Below are 16,688 nucleotides of genomic sequence, written 5' to 3' on the forward strand. Positions count from 1 at the left end.
GATCAGGATAATCCGATCAGTTGGTGATGCCGAGCTTCTTGCAGCCTTCGGCGTAACGGTCGACGCAGAGCTCTTCGGCGGTGTTGATCTTCTTGTCGATGACCTCGGCCTTGAGGTTTTCCTGCGTCACCACCGCCGGCGTGAACAGCTGCGAAGGGGTGTCGTAGAGGGTCATTTCGGCCTTCGGCGTCTCGCCCGACAGGAGCTGGACGGCGACGTTGGCGGCAGCAGCGGCCACGATCTCGCTGGGCTTGGAGATGGTGTTGTACTGGTCGCCGGCGATGATCAGCTGCAGGGCGGCGATGGTCGCGTCATTGCCGGTGACCGGCGGCACCGGATCGACGCCTGCTGCCTTGAAGGCGGCGATGGCGCCACCGCCGGTCCCGTCATTGGCGGCGACGACGCCGACGATCTGGGTGGAGAAGCGGGTGATCTGGCCGCTTGCCCATTGCTGCGCCTTCGGCGGCGCCCATTCCGGCGTGTCGTATTCGGCAAGGATCTTGTAGCCGCTGTTGTCGAGGCTCGAGTGAATGCCCTTCTTGATCAGGCCGGCGGCCGCGTCGGTCGGCGAACCGTTGATCTGCAGCAGGCCGCCGCTGGCCGGATCGACCTTCAGCGCCTTGAGGTGTTCTACCAGAGAGTCGGCGATGGCCTTGCCGATGCCTTCATTGTTGAACGAGACGTAGAAGTCGGCCGGTGCCGTCGGGATCGGCCGGTCATAGGCAATGACCTTGACGCCCTGGCTCTGCGCCAGCTTGACCAGCGAGGCAGCGGCGGTCGAGTCGACCGGGTCGAGCACGATCGCCTTGGCGCCTTGCGAGATCACCGAGTTGAACTGCTGCTGCTGGCGTGAGGCGTCGGCATCGGCATTCTGGTAGATCACCTTGCAGCCGGGGCAGAGCTTTTTCATCTCGGCGGCAAAGCCGGGATAGTCGTGCTGCTCGTAGCGCGTCGAGGCCTGGTCGGGCATCAGGAAGGCGACCGTGGCATCGGTGACAGGGGCTGCAAAGGCGGCGGTGCCGCTGAGGAGAGAAAGCGTGAGCGCAATGGCTCCCGTCGAAGCAAATCTGGTCATTCTGATATCTCCGTTTCAATTGTTTCACGAAGCCCTGTCACCACATGGCGCGCCGGGCCTTGACTGCAAGTCGAACTGTTGCGAGGAATGACGACGCACTTGATCTGTGCTGCGCATCCTCTTGATATCGCTGGATTTCAGGACAAGCGATCTCCAGCACGGGGCACCTCCAACGCACACCCCGCGTCCTTTCTTCCCAAAATGTCTAAAGCTCCTCCCGGTCCTCCCTGTTAGGCGGCAATCTCCGCACTGATGTTTTCCGCCAGCAAGGCCCTGAAGCGCGAAGGCGACATGCCTTTCTGCGTCAGGAACTGGCGGTTGAAATTCGAGATGTTGTTGTAGCCGGCGGCGTAGCAGATCTCGGTGATCGGCATGTCGGCCTCGCTCATCAGCAACTGACAGGCGAGGTTGATGCGCAGCCGGTTGACATATTGCACCAGCGCCATGCCGGTGTGGCGGCGGAAGCTGCGCGAAAACGCGCTCGGGCTGCGCCCGGCAATCGCCGCCAGATCGCTCTCGCTGAACGGCTCGGTCAGATTGGTATTGATATAGGCAAGCGCCTTGTTGACGCCGGCCGACATGAAGCCCGAGGGATCGGGCAGATAGCTGGCGCTGGTCAGCGTCCGCGCATCGGCGGCGCGGCTCAGAATGTCGATGAGTTCCATGAACAGCGCGATGCGGCGCACGCCTTGCGCTTCGACCAGCTCGGCCAGAACAGGGGCGGCAAGCTTCGCGGTAGCAGCGGAGAACAGCGCGCCGCGGCGGCTGAGTTCGAGAATGGGGGCGCAGCCGGCAAGCTCGGGGAGTGCCGTCGTGGCGTCGGCGATGAACTCTTGCGAGAACTGGACGACGCGGCCGCGCAGCGGAACGCTGGTGCCATCCGGCACATCGCTGACCCAGTTGTGCGGCAGGTTGGGGCCGGTCAGCACGAGGTTGCCGGGCTCGAACTCGCCGATGAAGTCACCGACGAAATAGCGGCCTGACGTCGCGACGACATGATGGATTTCGTATTCGGGATGGAAGTGCCAGCGCACGGTGTGGAAGGGGTAGCCGTGGGCCCAGGCCTTGAACGACTCGCCACGTCTGATCTGGACGACTTCCAAGTCCGGATTCATGTCAGTTCCTCCCGGCGCCGGTCCGGTCGTGCGACCAGTTGCAGTGCCTTGTCCCGCAGGCCGCGTATGCCGCTCTCTGCAGTGATCAAAGCTTAGGCGGCAATTGTTGCAGCCGCCACCACGGTCTGTCCACATGACTGATACTTTTTTGACGTTTTGTGGTCGAGGTAGAGCGGTTGCGGGTGCGGCAATCCGGCTGCCTGCAAGCGACGGATCGTCTTTGGAACGGAAGGCGAGGCTCCGGTCGCCGAATCCATGTCCGAATGCCAATCCGGCAAATGGTCCTCTACTCCGGCACTCCAAGGCTTCTCAGCGCGTTTTCGTGTCGGTCGAGAATTTCAACTCTAAAGGGCATCGAGTCGCGAACCGCCCGCAAGGTGAGCTCCGGATATTCGCGCTGACAACGCGCCATATGCTGCCGGGCTTCGTCGAGGCGTCCCGCTTCGACCAGGGCCGGGATCAGCGTACGCAGGATCCACAAGGCGTTCGGATGCTCCGCCAGGACACGCAGATACAGATCCGCCGCCTGGCCGGGCCGCCCTGCGCTGAAATGCACGACAGCCAGACCCAAATGACAGGTATAAACCATGGGATCGAACGGCCCCAGTCGCAACGACCGCTCGAAGCATTCGACCGCCCGCTCGACCTCGTCTCTGTAGGCTGCAACCCAACCGCTCCTGTTCCAGGCGAAGGCCGAATTGGGATCGATCGAACACGCCTTTTCAAGCAACGCGGCTGCAGTGACGAAATTGCTCGACACCGTGTGGGCAGCGCCGAGCACGGCCAGGGAAAATGGATCGTCACCGTTGAGTTCGGCAGATCGCTCCGCCAGCCCCAGCGCACGGCGCCGGTCGGCCTCAGGCGAGGTCGACCAATTGTAGACGCTTCGCTGCGCATGGCACCAGGACAGCAGCGACAGGGCCAGCGGATAGTCGGGATCGCCCAGCAAAGCCTTCTCCAGCGTCTCGATGGCGATCGCATTGTCCTGGCGGCCGAGCGCCCAGACATGCGGCAGACTGCGCATCACCAGATCGTAGGTTTGCAGGTCGCCCGGCCGCTTGCGGCGCGCACGCTCGATTTCCGCCATCTGGATCGACGGCAGGATGGCGCCTGCGACACCCGCCGTCACATTATCCTGCAGCGCAAACGTATCCGCGATGTCACCCTTGAAGCCTTCCGCCCAGATCAGGCTGCCGGTTTCGGCCTCGATCAGCCTGGCCGAGATGCGGAGCTGATCGAGATGCCGACGCACGCTTCCTTCTAGCACGTAGCGGACACCGAGCTCGCGGCCGATGCGCGGCAGGTCGAGCGCCTGGCCGCGGTATGCAAAGGCCGAGTTGCGCGACATGACGAACAGGCCGCGAATGCGCGCCAGCGCCGCCGTGATCTCCTCTACCGTGCCGTCGGCGAGGTAGGATTGCTCCGGGTCCGACGACAGGTTCTCGAACGGAAGCACGACGAGCGACGGCTTGTCGGGGAGCTGAGGCGACGGACGCGCATCGACAGCTGGCGGTCGCTCCAGCACTTCGCCGGGGAACATGTAGCCACGGCGTGGCATGGTGCGGACCAGCGTCTGCGCTTTGTCGCCTAGGGCGCGGCGGATGTCGCTGATGCATTGGGTGAGCGAATCTTCGGTGACGATCACGTCGCTCCACACCGCATGCAGCAGCTCGTCCTTCGACACCAGCCGGCCGGCGTTGCGGATAAGAAAAATCAGCAGGTCGAGCGATTTCGGGCGCAGCGCGATCTCGCCAGAACCGTCGCGCAACACTCCGGCGCGCGTGTCGAGGCTGAAGCCGGCGAAGCGATAGATCGGCTGCGGCTCGGCGTTCATCGCGACTGTCTGCTCCTCGCAATTTTCAGGGCTTCGTCAGTACTCTTTCAGACCGCTTTCCGGACATGCATCTCGGACGAGCGCAATCTCGCACTCAACGATGAAGGTGGCAAGAAAACCGAAGCCGCAACGCGTGGGCGAGATCACTGCAACCGACGCACAGGCCAAGGCGGCGCCGAATGCCGGAGATCACAACAGGAGGCAACCATGTCCAGCACGGAGACAAACCCCATGACGACGATCGATCATTTCATCGGTGCCGAAACCGGCTACGGGCGGCGCCCTTCCTTCTCCCTGTTTTTCCGGCTGTACGCGGCGGCGAAATGGACGCTGTTATGGCTGCCGCGCTTCTGGAAGGCGCGCGGCGAGCTGGCCGTGCTTGCCGCTATGAGTGAATGCGAGCGCCGCGACATCGGCCTGACCGCCTTCGACATTGAAAACGCCCTCACCCTGCCGGTCGAGCGCGACCCCACCGAGGTGCTTGCGCAGATAGTAGATGATCGCCGCCATTGCCGCGAATGCTGAGCACCGGCGCAAGCCCCGCACCGGATCTGGTTCCGGATCATGGTCAGTCCGGCAGGCCGGCCTCGCGCAGGCCGGCAGCGATGCGTTCGCTCGTGCCCGCGTCGAAGGGCGAGGCGTCGCCAACCCTGGCAATGGTGAGGCCCGGGTAAGTTTCCATGAGCCTGCGGCAAGCGTGCCGTGCCTCGTCCTTGCGACCGGCATGAACCAGCGCCGTGACCAGCAGGCGCAGTCCCCACCAGGCGCCCGGCTGCTGGCTAAGGCCGCGCTGCGTCAGCGCCACCGCCTCGTCATAGCGCGCGGCGACGAAATGCGCGGCGCCGATGCCGATCTCGGCCATGTAGCCCATCGGGTCGCGCGGGCTCAGCCGTTCGAAATGCTCGAACTTCTCGATCGCCGCCTCGGGCCGCTCGCGATAGACATCGAGCCAGGCGCTGCGCAGCCAGGCCCAGGCGGAATTCGGATCGAGCGCTCGCGCCCGCGCCAGATATATGTCGGCGACATCGTACTCGCGGGCAAAGGAATGCGCCGCGCCGAGTACGGCAAGCACCATCGGGTCGTCGCCGGAGAGCGCCGCGCCCTTCTGCGCCAGGCGCAGGCCCTCCTCCCGGGAAGCGGCCGGCGTTTCGGTCCAGCGGTAGCCCGCGCGCTGCAGATGGCACCAGGCCAGCAGCGAAAGCGCCAGCGGGTAATCCGGCTCGATCGCGATCGCACGTTCAAGCAGCGTGCCGGCCTCCTCGTTCTGCGCGCGCTCGAGCGACCAGGTGAGCGGAAAGGCGCGCAGCACGTAGTCGTAGGCGGCGAGGCTTTCCGGCCGCTTGCGCCGCGAACGCTCGATCTCGGCCGACAGGATGGACGGCTGGATGGCGCCGACGACACTCTCCGAAAGCCGGTCCTGCAGGTCGAACACATCGGCCATGATGCCGTCGTAGCGGTCGGCCCAGATCGTCTTGCCGGAAGCGGAGTCGATGAGCTGTCCGGTGAGGCGGATGTGATCGCCGGCCTTGCGGACGCTGCCGGTCAGCACGTAGCGCACACCGAGTTCGGCTCCAGCCCGTTTCACGCCGTCGGCCTCGCCCTTGTAGGCGAAGCTCGAATTGCGGGCGATGACGAACAGCCAGCGCATGCGCGACAGTGCCGTGGTGATCTCGTCGACCATGCCGTCAGCGAAATAGTCCTGCGCCGGGTCGCCGCTGAGATTCTCAAAAGGCAGCACCGCGATCGACGGCCTGTCGTCGGCGCTGCCCTCCCCGCTCCCGGTCGCGACCCGATCCTCGAGGCGGCGCACGCGCTCCTCGTCGATCACATAGCCCCGCCGCAGCACGGTGCGGATCAGGCCATCGGCCTCGGCGCCGAGCGCCTTGCGGATGTCCTTCATGCATTGGGTAAGCGAATCGTCGGAAACGGCGATGTTCGGCCAGACCGCATTGACCAACTCGTCCTTGCCGATGACGCGGCCGGCATTTTCCAAGAGGTAGACGAGCAACGAGAGCGACTTGGCGCGCAGGTCGACGTCGTGCCCGCCCCTCTGCAGCCTGCCCCTGTGCAGATCGAGCCTGTGGCCGGAGAATTCGAACGTCGTCATGTCGCCCCTCGAGGAGACGTCAACCAATTCGATCCGCGCGACGGCTAGGAGTCTGTCACGGCCGTCGCATGCTCGAAGACATCACGCCCGCCCCAAGACATCAAGGCTTTCGCCCGCTAAAGATGGCGTGGCCGGCGAACAGCCAGGCGCAGTCGACTTCAGTGAAGCCCGCTTGCGCAAGCCAGGTGAGTTGCTCGGCCAGCGAGGACGGCTTGTCGATCGGTTCGCCGTCGGGGTTGCGGAAGTAATTCCAGCCCAGCCGATTGAACTCGGCGAAGGCGGCAAGATCGCCGTCGATCGCCAGCGCCCGGGCGCGCACCGCCTCGTCCCATTGCCGCGCGGCGATGGCGAGGCCGCTGGCGCTTGGCGGGCGCACGATGTCGGCCACAATAAGTACCCCGCCGGGGCTAAGCGCCGCCGCAAGGTCGGCAAACAATGTCCGCTTCTCGCGACCGTCGAGATGATGGATGGCGAGCGAGGAGACGATGGCATGCGGCGGCTCGGCAAAACCTCGCCAGTCGCGCTCCGCCAGCTCGAACGCGGCCGCGGTCAGGCGGCCGGCATGGTCGCGGCAGGTTTGCCGCGTCTGCTCCAGCATTTCGGCCGAGCCGTCGAGCGCCAGGACATGGCAGTCGGCAAAGCGCTCCAGCAGCGCGCGGCTGAGCAGCCCTTCGCCCGAGCACAGCTCCACCAGCAGGCCGCCCGGCGCGGGTTGCGGAATGAGGTCGGCGATGATCTCGATCTGGCGCTCGCGTTCCGGCACGAAATAGCGCCCGTTGTCCAGGAAGCCGCGGGAATGGTTCTCGTCCCAGTGTTTGATGTGCGCGTCTGCCATGGCGGTTTTGTTCCCGTTTCAAGTCTGTGGTTCTGCCTGCTGCTTTCCTACAGCGGGGCCAAAGAGGGGCCGGGCGCCGACGATGTCCATTCGAGATCACGATGCCGCGCCCGTTTCCACGCGGTGAGGAGTATGATGGCGAGGCAGCAAAGCGTGTACACGGCGTTCACAGCGGCAAGCCAGATGTCCCATATGTTGACGAACGCATATGCCGTGGTCGCAGCACTGCCGGCGAGCCGGATGATCCAGGTCGATAGCCGAGGCGCCATGGCGATCGCGTACGACACAGACGATCTGCGGGATGTAGGACACGATCTGCAGTGCGTTGAAGACCGTGAATGCGGCAAGGACGATTCGGCGGGCGTCATGGCGTGATCCTTCAGCCACGTGGAATGCAGCCATGGTGCCTGGATCCCGGTCAACCGTCCTGACCGCAGGCTGAAATTCGGCCGAAATTGGCGTGAGAGCCAGCCGCGCCTAAGCCCCCCAGATCACCGCTTGCTCATGGCGCTTGATCAGATGCTCGGGCAGTTGAACTATCCGCTCAGCCGGCCGGCGCACACCCACTTCATCATCCGCGCCGATGGCTTCGAGACATTGACCACACAGGTCTTCGAGAGTAGCGATCAGCATCTCAGCGAAGACGCACTCTTCGGCGTCAAGCCGGGACTGGTCCGCGATTTCAAACGTGCCGGCGAAAGCTGGTCGCTCGATTTCGCCTTCGTTCTGGCGATGGCGCGCAAGGGGAGCCGGGCGGCATGACACGAGCATTCACCTATTCCGGCAGCCCGGCCCATATCGTCTTCGGCAATGGCGCGTCCTCCGAGGTCGGCACCTGGATCGAAAAGCTCGGCTGCAAGCGCGCGCTGGTGCTGTCAACGCCGCATCGGGCTGCCGATGGCGAGGCGCTTGCCAAGTCGCTCGGCGCGCTGGCGGCGGGCACCTTTTCGGACGCCACCATGCACACGCCGATCGAGGTAACCGAGGCGGCAATGGCCAAGGCAGCGGAGGTCAACGCCGACTGCGTTGTCGCGCTTGGCGGCGGTTCGACAACCGGACTCGGCAAGGCGATCGCCTGGCGCACCGACCTGCCGCAAATCGTCATCCCGACCACCTATGCCGGCTCGGAGGTGACGCCGATCCTCGGCCAGACCGAGAATGGCGAAAAGATCACAATGCGTGACGCAAAGATCTTGCCGGAAGTGGTGATCTACGATCCGGAGCTGACGGTCGGCCTGCCGGTAGCGATGAGCGTCACCTCCGGATTCAACGCCATGGCGCATGCGGCCGAAGCGCTCTACGCGCAGGACCGTAATCCGATTTCCACCCTGATGGCGACCGAAGGGTTGCGCGCGCTGAAGACGGCGCTGCCGGTGTTGATCACGGAGCCTAGAAATCTCGATGCACGTGGCGACGCGCTCTATGGCGCATGGCTGTGCGGCACGGTGCTTGGCACCGTTGGCATGGCCCTGCATCACAAGATCTGCCACACGCTGGGCGGCTCATTCGACATGCCGCATGCCGAGACCCATGCGGTGATGCTACCGCACACGATCGGCTTCAACGCTGTTGCCGTGCCCGACCTGCTAAAGCCAGTCGCCGACATTTTTGGCGGCAGCGCCGGTGGCGGCTTGCATGATTTCGCCAAGGCGGTCGGCGCGCCGCTGACGCTGAAAGAGCTCAGCCTCAAACAGGACGATCTCGACCGCGCCGCTGAGATCGCGACGAAAAATCCATACTGGAATCCGCGGCCTTTCGACCGCGCCGCAATCCGCGCCCTGTTGCAGGACGCGTGGGAGGGAAGGCGTCCGCAAAACTGACGGCAACAAGGAACTTACCAGCCGCGAATTCATCAGGAATACCGCCGCGACCGGCGTGCTCGCGGCCTCGCGGTGCCGGCGATCGCCCTGCCCTTTCACACATCGCCGACAGGGCATGAGCGGCCCCGCCAGATCGGCGCGGGCCGCTCACGCTTTTGTGCGCGCGAAAAAGTGCGCCGCTGAAAAAGCCCATTGACATCGGCCGTATTTTTGACGCAAACGTTATATTGTTACTGTTATACAGTTACACGGCGGCGCCTCTCCGGCGACGTGCCTTCCAGACTGCAAGGAGACCACGGATGCGATCCCTTCCCTTTTTCGCCGCGCTGCTGGTTGCGGTGCCGCTTTTGACCGGCACGGCTGCCCGCGCCGAAGACAAATTGACCATCGTGGCGGCCGAGAATTTCTATGGCGACCTCGCCCGCCAGATCGGCGGCAGCAATGTCACGGTCACCAGCATCCTGGCCAATCCCGATGACGATCCGCATCTGTTCGAGACCAGCCCGTCGACGGCGCGCACCATCGCCGACGCCAAGATCATCATCTACAACGGCGCCGACTACGATCCATGGATGGACAAGCTGCTGTCAGCCTCGACCAGCAAAGACCGCACGACCATCGTTGCCGCCGACCTGATCGGCAAGAAGTCGGGCGATAATCCGCATCTTTGGTACGACCCGGCGACGCTGCCGGCCATCGCCAAGGCGCTGAGCGCCGATCTTGCCAAGCGCGATCCCGCCAATGCCGTACATTACGAGGCCAATCTGAAGGCCTTCCAGATCTCGCTCGAGGCCATTGACAAGGAAATCGCCGACGTCAAGAAGACCTACGCTGGCACCGAGGTGACCGCCACCGAGCCTGTCTTCGGCTACATGGCGGAAGCGCTCGGCCTCAAGATGTTGAACTACGATTTCCAGGTGGCCCTGATGAACGACGCGGAGCCGAGCGCCACCCAGGTGGCGGCATTCGAGAACAGCCTGAAGGACGGCTCGGCCAAGATCCTGTTCTACAATTCGCAGGTGACCGACGAGGCCACGACAAGGTTGCTCGACATCGCAAAACAGAACAAGGTCACCGTCATCGGCGTCACCGAGACGGAACCGGCGGGCCAGACGATCCAGACCTGGTTCGGCGGCCAGATCGACGCGGTCCAGAAGGCGCTCGCAGCCCGCACACAATGAACATGACTGCCAATAAACGTGACTAAATGAACGCAATTGAATTCGACAAGGTCACGCTGACCTATGGGGGACGCCGGGTTTTATCCGACGTCTCCTTTTCGATTCCGCAAGGCGCTTTTATCGGCCTGCTCGGCGCCAATGGCGCCGGCAAGACAACGATGCTGCGCGCCATACTCGGCCTGATAAAGCCGGCCGGCGGTGCCATCTCGGTGCTCGGCAAACCGCCGACGCGCGGCAATTCTGACATCGGCTACATGCCGCAGGCGCGGCGCGCGCTTGGCGATGTCGGCATCAGCGGCCTCGACTTCGTGCTGAGTGCTGCCGGCGGGCATCGCTGGGGCTGGCCGATCCCGTCCAGCGCCGAGAAGGAAGCCGCCTGGAAGGCGCTCGAAGCGATTGGCGCAACCGATCTCGCGCGGCGGCCGCTGGGCGAACTTTCCGGCGGCGAGCGCCAGCGCATCCTGATCGCGCAATCGCTGATCGGCGATCCGCAACTGCTTCTGCTCGACGAGCCGCTGATCAGCCTCGACGCGGCGCATCAGCGCGCGATCATCGAGCTGGTGCACGAGATCGGCGAGCGGCTGGGCATCGCGGTGCTGTTCTGCTCGCACGAGATCAACCCGCTGCTGCGCGCCGTCGACCGCGTGCTCTATCTCGGCAATGGCAAGGCCGCGATCGGCTCCGTCGACGAGGTCATCAGCGGACCGGTGCTGTCGAAGCTCTACGGAACCCACATCAATGTGGTGCGCGTCGCCGGCCGCATCTTCGTCATGGCCGACGATGTCGAACTGGAAAGCGGGGCGCATGTCCACGATCTTTGACTATGAATTCATGCGCAACGCCTTCTACGCCTGCACCATTGTCGGCATCGTTTCGGGCGCAGTCGGCTATTTCCTCGTGCTCAGGGGCCAGACCTTCGCCGGCCATGCGCTCTCCCATGTCGGCTTTCCCGGCGCGACCGGTGCCGGCCTGATCGGGCTGTCGCCGTTTCTGGGTCTCACCGTGTTCACGATCGCTGCCGGCATCGGGATCGGACTGCTCGGCGAACGCGCGCATCGCGACGTCGCCATCGGCATCGTTTTGACGCTGTCGCTGGGTCTCGGCTTGCTGTTTCTGCATTTCTACACCGCCTTCGCCTCGCAGGCGACCAACGTGCTGTTCGGCAATGTGCTGGGCATCAGCCTGCGCACCGTCATCGTGCTGGCGGTGCTGGCGGTGGCAATCCTCGCCGCTTTGGTGCTGATCGCCCGGCCGCTGCTGTTCGCCAGCCTGCAGCCGGAACTCGCCGAAGCGCGCGGCGTGCCGATCACCCTGGTCTCGACCCTGTTCATGGTGCTGGTCGCCGTCGCCACCTCCGAGGCGGTGCAGATCGTCGGCGTGCTGCTGGTCTTCGCGCTGATGGTGGCGCCCGCCGCCACCGCGCTCAGGCTGACCAGCGGCGTCGCCGCCGGCGTGCTGGCCTCGATCGCGCTTGCCGTCGTCATTGCGTGGATCAGCCTGTCGCTCGCCTTCCTGACCGACTGGCCGACCAGCTTCTGGATCACGGCGCTGGGCGCTGCCGCCTATGTCATCAGCGGCATGGCGCGGCGCTCGACGGCCGCACCGGAGGCGCGATTGGCCGACGGCAATCCCTGATTGCAATGCCGGCATGACGGGCCGCCCTGAACAACTCGCGGGTTCAAAACGGACGCTAGGGAATTACACCCAAAAAAAGTCAGGTTGAAAACCAGCCTCCTGAAACGTTTCAGCCCGGAAAGGCAAATCGATTCAAGCGCCTAGATCGCGACGGAAGTGACGCCGGCGTCGCCGCTGTCGACCCGCGGGAAAGCCCGGAAAACCGCCACTTACAACGATTTTGCCGTGACAGATGGCCTCCATGCACTTGCCCGGAAAGCCAGCCGGGAGGCACAAAATCGACCTCCCGACATCCCTCTGGACGGGCGTTGACAGACCGCAGGGGTGCATGCGTATACCAAGCCATGGGTCACGCCATGGCCGTGGCGGTTGAGACGGGGCTGGGGGGTTTCGTTACAACAGCATTGACGGCCCGGCGCCGGACGGGCGGCATGCACTCTCGGAGTGCGCCGCTCGCTCTTGGCTAACGCGCCGGCGACCCGGCAGCATCCTTGCCTGCGTTCTCTCGAACCAGGCACCGCAGAACGCCATCGTCTCAGCTTTTCGATCCGCATCGGTTCGAGGCGAACGAGGTGACGCCCCCTTAACCGATATTCGCTTCGCTACGTCCTCCTCTTCCCGACGGGATGAGGAGGACGCTGGCGACTGCACAAGGCGGCGGGAAATCGGCCACATCAATTCAGTTCGCGACTCCAGCTTGGCAATGGTGTAGGAGATGAAAGCTGAGCGGAGGCGCTGCGCCTCCAGATTGGCTTTGCGCCTTGTTTTACCCCATCGCGAATATCGAGGACGCGCAGACGCTGGCGCAGGCGATCGTCAACACGATTGTCGAGCCCTTCCTCGTGCTCGATGAGCGGTTTCATGTGCTGGCGGCCAGCCGCTCCTTCTATCAGACCTTCAAGGTCGACCCCGAACAGACGCACGGCGCCCTGCTCTATGCGCTCGGCGACGGCCAATGGGATATTCCCGCACTGCGCCTGCTTTTGGAGACGATCATCCCCGAGAAGACCGCCATGGACGGCTTCGAGGTCGAGCATGATTTCCCCACTATCGGCCGGCGGACGATGCTGCTCAACGCTCGCAAAGTGCTCTACGACCATAGCTCGACCATCACCATCCTGCTCGCCTTCAACGACATAACAGCCCGCCGCGCCATCGAGAAGGAAAAGGAAGAGCTCCTCGCCCGCACCGAAGAATTGCTGCGGCAAAAGGATGTGCTGCTGCGCGAGATGGAGCATCGGGTCGCCAACAGCCTGCAGATCATCGCCAGCATTCTTTTGCTCAAGGCCCGTTCGGTCACCTCGGAGGAAACCCGCCAGCATCTGAAGGATGCCCATCAGCGAGTGTTATCGGTGGCCGAGGTGCAGCGCCATCTCCACACCGAGGCTGGCCTCGAAGAGATCGACGTCGTGTCTTATCTGTCGAAGCTGTGCAGCAGCCTGGCCTCGTCGATGGTCGGCGATGTCCAGCCGATCGCGGTCAACGTCACCGCGCAAGGTGGCAGGATCGATTCGCAAAAGGCAGTGAGCCTCGGCCTGATCGTCACCGAGCTCGTTCTCAATGCGATCAAATATGCCTTCCCGATGGAGAAGGTCAAAGCGCTGATCCAGGTCTCCTACGAGACCGATGGCAGCGACTGGAAGCTGACGGTCTCAGACAATGGCGCCGGCAAGCCCGCCACCATCGTCGCCAGTGCAGGCCTGGGAACGGCCATCGTCGAGGCGCTGGTCAAGCAGCTCGAGGCCAAGATCGAGGTCATCAGCGACAGCAATGGCACCAGCGTGTCGGTGACCAGGGCGACGTTCACCTCGCGCGTGCCGCGCGCGGCGTAGCGGCTCGGAAACCTTCGAACATCAAAGTAGCTAAACCTTGGCTGCGGCCGGAGGTTCCGCCCTTTGGAACAAGAACGCTGCGCGGCCGTTGGTATTGAGCGGCAATTGTTTTGCTGCAGCTCAAGAAAAAGGCGAGCCGTTATGAACAGCATTATTTGGTTGGTCGGAGCCGTCGTTATTGTGCTGGCGATAATGAGCTTTTTTGGTTTGCGTTAGGCCACCCGGTTTACGGCAGACATAAGTCACTGGTCAGGCAAGAGCGGCATACGCCGAACGTTGGCGCCGCGCATAGGAGACGAAATATGGATATCACCACAATTCTCGTGATCGTTCTTATTGTTCTATTACTCGGCGGCGGTGGCTTTTACGGCCGCGGACGCTGGTACTGACAACAAAGACCATCGCCTAGTCCGGAGCCTTTGGTTCCCGCACGCCTCCGATCGGCCCGCGTCCTCCGCCGGAGGCGTGGGCTTTTTGTGTCCTCATGGTCTCGCGAAATTGCCGATCGGTGGTGACGCCGCGTTTAGGTGACGTGGAATGATGGCGTTGGCCAGAGTTAGCGCCAAGGGCGCCAGTCCCGCGACGCATTCCAAGGCGAAGCCCACCAAGGAGTTTGTGCAGGTGTATCGACTAACTGTCTTCCAAGGGAACAAACGCCTTGCTGGTGCGTTGATAGGTACATCGAGTGTCCCAAAGCGCTTGGTCGTTAAAGAACCCGCCTCCCGACCCCCTCCGGACGCGGGTTTTTTTGCGCCTTCCATCGGCGCCTGGTGTGTCAGGTCCGTCCGGCTATCCTCGACGACGCGACGACAAACACCCAAGGGCGTCATAGCCCTCGGGTGGGATAGGGGATGAGATTTGGCGCAAATCTAGGCGGCGCGGCAGCCAGCTAGCCCCGCGATCTGGGTTTGGGCTTGTCCGACGTATCCGATGGATTTGCTGACAGTCTGGCGGAACGCTGATCGTTGAGCTGATCATTAAGCCGCGCCGCCTTCTTTTTCGCCTCAGCCGCAACAGCAGTGCCAGTCAGCTTCGGCTTTGCTGCAATCGCATAGTCGGCTCTATTCGTTCGGTAATCGGTGTGAATGGCCATTGTTTTTGATACTCCCTGATGAACATAAACGCGCTCGAGCGCCAAGACGTTCCAATCCTGCGATGGCTCGCCGGCGGCTGGTGCCTCATCGTCCTCTCGGGCAGTGGCCCTAGAGCAATTCCAGGAAAAGTGTGATCGGTTTTCCCGGGAAAAGCGCGTAGCGCTTTCCCTTGGGAATTGCGTAAAAACAAAGAGATAGAGCGGTTCGCCGTTTCCGTGAAACGGTGAAACGCTCTAGCGATACGCCTGTCGCCCCGATATCGCCTCGATCCTGATCTGGTAGAACAGATGGCTGCCCGAACCGGCCTGCTCGCCGGGTTTCAACGCGCCCGGCTCCCACCAATTGGAGTGCTTCTGCAGCAGCGACCAGGCAAACTCCCGGTCGTGATTGGACGCAGGGATCTGCTGATCCCTGGCGGGGATCGTGGCGTCGAGCGCGGGCGCCTTAGGCAGGTCCTCGAACAGGCCGTCGACGACAACGCTCTTCCAGCCGTGGACGCCGCCGACATCGTCCACCTGCAGGCAGACATTCGGGTTCTCTCGCATCCATTCGACCTTCTTGCCCGGCAGCGAGAAGCTGAAGATGAAATTGTCGCCGAAGGCAAAGTGGATCGGCACCACGTAAGGCCGGTTGTCGCGGACGCAGGCCAGCCGGCCGAGCCTGGCCGACTTCAGCATGGTGGTGCATTCCTGCTGCGTCATCTCCCTGATGTCCATTGTTCTTCCCGTCGATACTCGTTGAAAGTGTTTGCGTTGAAAATCAGGCCCCGAGATCGATGCGCCGGATGGCCCGGACCGCCTCCGACTCGGCAACGCCGATCAGCGCATCGATGGCTTGGATGGTTTCGATCTGGCCGCGCGCAGCCACCGTCTTGCGCAAGGCATGGAGGTCGTCGCGGATTTCGCAGAGTGTGGCTCGAACCGTGAGGGGCATGGGGCCGCCTTCCTGCGACACAACCGTCGGGGATGGCGATCGGTTCCACCGCGACCGGAATGACTCGCTAATGTTTTGTCAGAGCATATAATGCCGGTGTCGCCGGCCATGTCACGGGCACCGGTGCTTGAGAGTGTACATCGTACTCCCGCCCTGCGGGAGCCATACGATGGAAGACAACACCGCACCCTTCATATCCGCGCACGACTTCGACATTGTCAGAAGTGCGTTCAGCCTCTCGGTCGCCGAAGGGCTGATTGGCGAGCGGTATTGGATCCAGCATGCCAGGGATCTGCTGCGCGAACTCACCGGCCATGAAGATGCCGATGAAGCCATAATCGACAGGATCATCGGCAGATCGGCGCCGCAATGCATTCCGCAGAGGACGCGCGACAAACCGGCGCGATGAAGCGCGCCGATCTGTGATATTGGCGTCGATCAGGCAACCCTGACGACGGTCGATCAGGAAGCCCTGACGACGAAGTGCTTGGTCACCGGCTCGAGGATCTGCCAGGTGCCCTTGAAATCGGCTTCGACCACAAACGCATCGCCCGGACCCACCTCGACCGGCGTGCCGCCATCCGGCGTGATAATGATGCGGCCGGCGATCATGTGCACGAACTCGTAGTCGGTATAGGTGGCGTGGTAGGTGCCGGGCGAGGCCCGCCAGGTGCCCGACATCACCTTGCCGTCGGCGGTGGTGTGCTGGACGGCGGTCTGCATGGTCGGCCTGCCCCCGACCGCGATCCAGCCCGGCAAGTCTTCGCCATCGGCATGCTCGACAGCGCCGAATTTGAGGATGGTGGTATTGGTCATGGTCGGGCTCCGTTTGCGCCTGCATTGGCTGGCGGTGAAATAGCCGATGCGCATGGCAAGGGCAACGCGGGGGCCGACCCACGATGTCGGAGATCGGCGAAAGTGGCGGGGAGCTAATCTCCCCCCTTGAGGGGGAGATGTCGCCGAAGGCGACAGAGGGGGTCGTTGCGCGTGAAGCGCCAGCCTCCCATCTGCAGATCAGGCCGAGTCCGGTCGAACCGACCCCCTCTGGCCGCTTCGCGGCCATCTCCCCCTCAAGGGGGGAGATTGGCAGTTCATCTCCCTCAATGTTGCACTGCGTTAGATTTGTTGCATTGCGATATCGGCCTGCAGGGTCGAGTCTTTGCATCGGGCGGGCTGTCAACGGCTACGGCCCCACGCGTCCATCCCGGCGCGCAGGGACGCTGCAGC

General features: G+C 63.3%; 19 protein-coding genes. 10 read left to right on the forward strand and 9 right to left on the reverse strand.

The genetic code is table 11. The annotated features are described in order from the left end of the window. Window positions 1-16: 16 nt before the first annotated feature. From AC1D1L_RS20250 to AC1D1L_RS20260, 3 genes are all read right to left on the reverse strand, one after another. Complete coding sequence (locus AC1D1L_RS20250; RefSeq protein ID WP_477343226.1) at window positions 17-1,075, reverse strand: ABC transporter substrate-binding protein; 1,059 nt, start codon at window positions 1,073-1,075, stop codon at window positions 17-19. Between the two features lie 230 nt (window positions 1,076-1,305). Beyond that, a complete protein-coding gene (locus tag AC1D1L_RS20255; RefSeq protein WP_477343227.1) occupies window positions 1,306-2,190 on the reverse strand; it encodes an AraC family transcriptional regulator in 885 nt (294 codons plus the stop codon). A 286-nt stretch (window positions 2,191-2,476) separates the two neighbouring features. Beyond that, window positions 2,477-4,024, reverse strand: a complete 1,548-nt coding sequence (locus AC1D1L_RS20260) for a winged helix-turn-helix domain-containing tetratricopeptide repeat protein (RefSeq protein ID WP_352587556.1) — start codon at window positions 4,022-4,024, stop codon at window positions 2,477-2,479. 231 nt (window positions 4,025-4,255) lie between these two features. On the opposite strand from AC1D1L_RS20260, the gene AC1D1L_RS20265 reads away from it, so the two are divergent. Beyond that, window positions 4,256-4,549 carry a hypothetical protein gene (locus AC1D1L_RS20265; protein ID WP_352587553.1) on the forward strand — a complete coding sequence of 98 codons (294 nt, stop codon included), beginning with the start codon at window positions 4,256-4,258 and terminating at the stop codon, window positions 4,547-4,549. A gap of 43 nt (window positions 4,550-4,592) precedes the next feature. Here AC1D1L_RS20265 and AC1D1L_RS20270 read toward each other — a convergent pair whose 3' ends face one another. Both AC1D1L_RS20270 and AC1D1L_RS20275 read right to left on the reverse strand, forming a co-directional pair. Next, window positions 4,593-6,131, reverse strand: a complete 1,539-nt coding sequence (locus AC1D1L_RS20270; protein WP_477343229.1) for a winged helix-turn-helix domain-containing tetratricopeptide repeat protein — start codon at window positions 6,129-6,131, stop codon at window positions 4,593-4,595. A 100-nt stretch (window positions 6,132-6,231) separates the two neighbouring features. After that, on the reverse strand, window positions 6,232-6,966 hold the full coding sequence (locus tag AC1D1L_RS20275; RefSeq protein WP_477343230.1) for a class I SAM-dependent methyltransferase: 735 nt from the start codon (window positions 6,964-6,966) through the stop codon (window positions 6,232-6,234). On the opposite strand from AC1D1L_RS20275, the gene AC1D1L_RS20280 reads away from it, so the two are divergent. The 8 genes from AC1D1L_RS20280 to AC1D1L_RS20315 all read left to right on the forward strand — a co-directional run bounded on the left by AC1D1L_RS20280 (window position 6,928) and on the right by AC1D1L_RS20315 (window position 13,823). After that, the gene (locus AC1D1L_RS20280) at window positions 6,928-7,341 is read left to right on the forward strand and encodes a hypothetical protein (RefSeq protein WP_477343231.1); all 414 of its coding nucleotides are present in this window, start codon (window positions 6,928-6,930) and stop codon (window positions 7,339-7,341) included. The genes AC1D1L_RS20275 and AC1D1L_RS20280 overlap by 39 nt on opposite strands. Window positions 7,342-7,470: 129 nt before the next feature. After that, entirely contained in the window at window positions 7,471-7,728 is a 258-nt protein-coding gene (locus AC1D1L_RS20285; RefSeq protein WP_477343232.1) for a dioxygenase family protein, read from the forward strand. Continuing rightward, window positions 7,725-8,786 (forward strand): maleylacetate reductase, encoded by a 1,062-nt coding sequence (locus AC1D1L_RS20290; protein ID WP_477343233.1) that lies wholly within the window; start codon window positions 7,725-7,727, stop codon window positions 8,784-8,786. Before AC1D1L_RS20285 ends, AC1D1L_RS20290 begins: the two co-directional genes overlap by 4 nt. 299 nt (window positions 8,787-9,085) lie before the next feature. Next, a complete protein-coding gene (locus AC1D1L_RS20295) occupies window positions 9,086-9,967 on the forward strand; it encodes a metal ABC transporter solute-binding protein, Zn/Mn family (protein WP_477343234.1) in 882 nt (293 codons plus the stop codon). Between the two features lie 26 nt (window positions 9,968-9,993). Next, the gene (locus AC1D1L_RS20300; RefSeq protein WP_477343236.1) at window positions 9,994-10,788 is read left to right on the forward strand and encodes a metal ABC transporter ATP-binding protein; all 795 of its coding nucleotides are present in this window, start codon (window positions 9,994-9,996) and stop codon (window positions 10,786-10,788) included. Next, window positions 10,772-11,602: a metal ABC transporter permease gene (locus AC1D1L_RS20305; RefSeq protein ID WP_352560725.1), complete on the forward strand. Its 831-nt coding sequence runs from the start codon at window positions 10,772-10,774 to the stop codon at window positions 11,600-11,602. The genes AC1D1L_RS20300 and AC1D1L_RS20305 overlap by 17 nt, the downstream gene beginning before the upstream one ends. A gap of 761 nt (window positions 11,603-12,363) precedes the next feature. Continuing rightward, window positions 12,364-13,434, forward strand: a complete 1,071-nt coding sequence (locus tag AC1D1L_RS20310) for a sensor histidine kinase (RefSeq protein WP_477343237.1) — start codon at window positions 12,364-12,366, stop codon at window positions 13,432-13,434. Window positions 13,435-13,544: 110 nt separating this feature from the next. Then, the gene (locus AC1D1L_RS20315) at window positions 13,545-13,823 is read left to right on the forward strand and encodes a hypothetical protein (protein WP_477343238.1); all 279 of its coding nucleotides are present in this window, start codon (window positions 13,545-13,547) and stop codon (window positions 13,821-13,823) included. A 500-nt stretch (window positions 13,824-14,323) separates the two neighbouring features. Here the strand turns inward: AC1D1L_RS20315 and AC1D1L_RS20320 are convergent, their stop codons facing one another. The 3 genes from AC1D1L_RS20320 to AC1D1L_RS20330 all read right to left on the reverse strand — a co-directional run bounded on the left by AC1D1L_RS20320 (window position 14,324) and on the right by AC1D1L_RS20330 (window position 15,461). Continuing rightward, entirely contained in the window at window positions 14,324-14,572 is a 249-nt protein-coding gene (locus AC1D1L_RS20320; protein WP_477343239.1) for a hypothetical protein, read from the reverse strand. A 189-nt stretch (window positions 14,573-14,761) separates the two neighbouring features. After that, a complete protein-coding gene (locus AC1D1L_RS20325) occupies window positions 14,762-15,244 on the reverse strand; it encodes a pyridoxamine 5'-phosphate oxidase family protein (RefSeq protein WP_477343241.1) in 483 nt (160 codons plus the stop codon). 43 nt (window positions 15,245-15,287) lie between these two features. Beyond that, complete coding sequence (locus AC1D1L_RS20330; protein WP_162712445.1) at window positions 15,288-15,461, reverse strand: hypothetical protein; 174 nt, start codon at window positions 15,459-15,461, stop codon at window positions 15,288-15,290. A 169-nt stretch (window positions 15,462-15,630) separates the two neighbouring features. Here AC1D1L_RS20330 and AC1D1L_RS20335 point away from each other — a divergent pair, with 169 nt between their 5' ends. Continuing rightward, window positions 15,631-15,870, forward strand: a complete 240-nt coding sequence (locus AC1D1L_RS20335) for a hypothetical protein (protein ID WP_477343242.1) — start codon at window positions 15,631-15,633, stop codon at window positions 15,868-15,870. 53 nt (window positions 15,871-15,923) lie between these two features. Here AC1D1L_RS20335 and AC1D1L_RS20340 read toward each other — a convergent pair whose 3' ends face one another. Then, window positions 15,924-16,277 (reverse strand): cupin domain-containing protein, encoded by a 354-nt coding sequence (locus AC1D1L_RS20340; protein WP_477343243.1) that lies wholly within the window; start codon window positions 16,275-16,277, stop codon window positions 15,924-15,926. Window positions 16,278-16,688: the final 411 nt, after the last annotated feature.

Source organism: Mesorhizobium sp. P2_D6, from assembly GCF_056404315.1.

Coding starts and splice junctions, on each gene's coding strand:
- AC1D1L_RS20335 (WP_477343242.1), top strand. CDS start 15,631: ATGGAAGACAACACCGCACCCTTCATATCCGCGCACGACTTCGACATT.
- AC1D1L_RS20300 (WP_477343236.1), top strand. CDS start 9,994: ATGAACGCAATTGAATTCGACAAGGTCACGCTGACCTATGGGGGACGC.
- AC1D1L_RS20340 (WP_477343243.1), bottom strand. CDS start 16,277: ATGACCAATACCACCATCCTCAAATTCGGCGCTGTCGAGCATGCCGAT.
- AC1D1L_RS20325 (WP_477343241.1), bottom strand. CDS start 15,244: ATGGACATCAGGGAGATGACGCAGCAGGAATGCACCACCATGCTGAAG.
- AC1D1L_RS20295 (WP_477343234.1), top strand. CDS start 9,086: ATGCGATCCCTTCCCTTTTTCGCCGCGCTGCTGGTTGCGGTGCCGCTT.
- AC1D1L_RS20270 (WP_477343229.1), bottom strand. CDS start 6,131: ATGACGACGTTCGAATTCTCCGGCCACAGGCTCGATCTGCACAGGGGC.
- AC1D1L_RS20275 (WP_477343230.1), bottom strand. CDS start 6,966: ATGGCAGACGCGCACATCAAACACTGGGACGAGAACCATTCCCGCGGC.
- AC1D1L_RS20290 (WP_477343233.1), top strand. CDS start 7,725: ATGACACGAGCATTCACCTATTCCGGCAGCCCGGCCCATATCGTCTTC.
- AC1D1L_RS20265 (WP_352587553.1), top strand. CDS start 4,256: ATGACGACGATCGATCATTTCATCGGTGCCGAAACCGGCTACGGGCGG.
- AC1D1L_RS20305 (WP_352560725.1), top strand. CDS start 10,772: ATGTCCACGATCTTTGACTATGAATTCATGCGCAACGCCTTCTACGCC.
- AC1D1L_RS20330 (WP_162712445.1), bottom strand. CDS start 15,461: ATGCCCCTCACGGTTCGAGCCACACTCTGCGAAATCCGCGACGACCTC.
- AC1D1L_RS20280 (WP_477343231.1), top strand. CDS start 6,928: ATGGTTCTCGTCCCAGTGTTTGATGTGCGCGTCTGCCATGGCGGTTTT.
- AC1D1L_RS20250 (WP_477343226.1), bottom strand. CDS start 1,075: ATGACCAGATTTGCTTCGACGGGAGCCATTGCGCTCACGCTTTCTCTC.
- AC1D1L_RS20255 (WP_477343227.1), bottom strand. CDS start 2,190: ATGAATCCGGACTTGGAAGTCGTCCAGATCAGACGTGGCGAGTCGTTC.
- AC1D1L_RS20260 (WP_352587556.1), bottom strand. CDS start 4,024: ATGAACGCCGAGCCGCAGCCGATCTATCGCTTCGCCGGCTTCAGCCTC.
- AC1D1L_RS20285 (WP_477343232.1), top strand. CDS start 7,471: ATGGCGCTTGATCAGATGCTCGGGCAGTTGAACTATCCGCTCAGCCGG.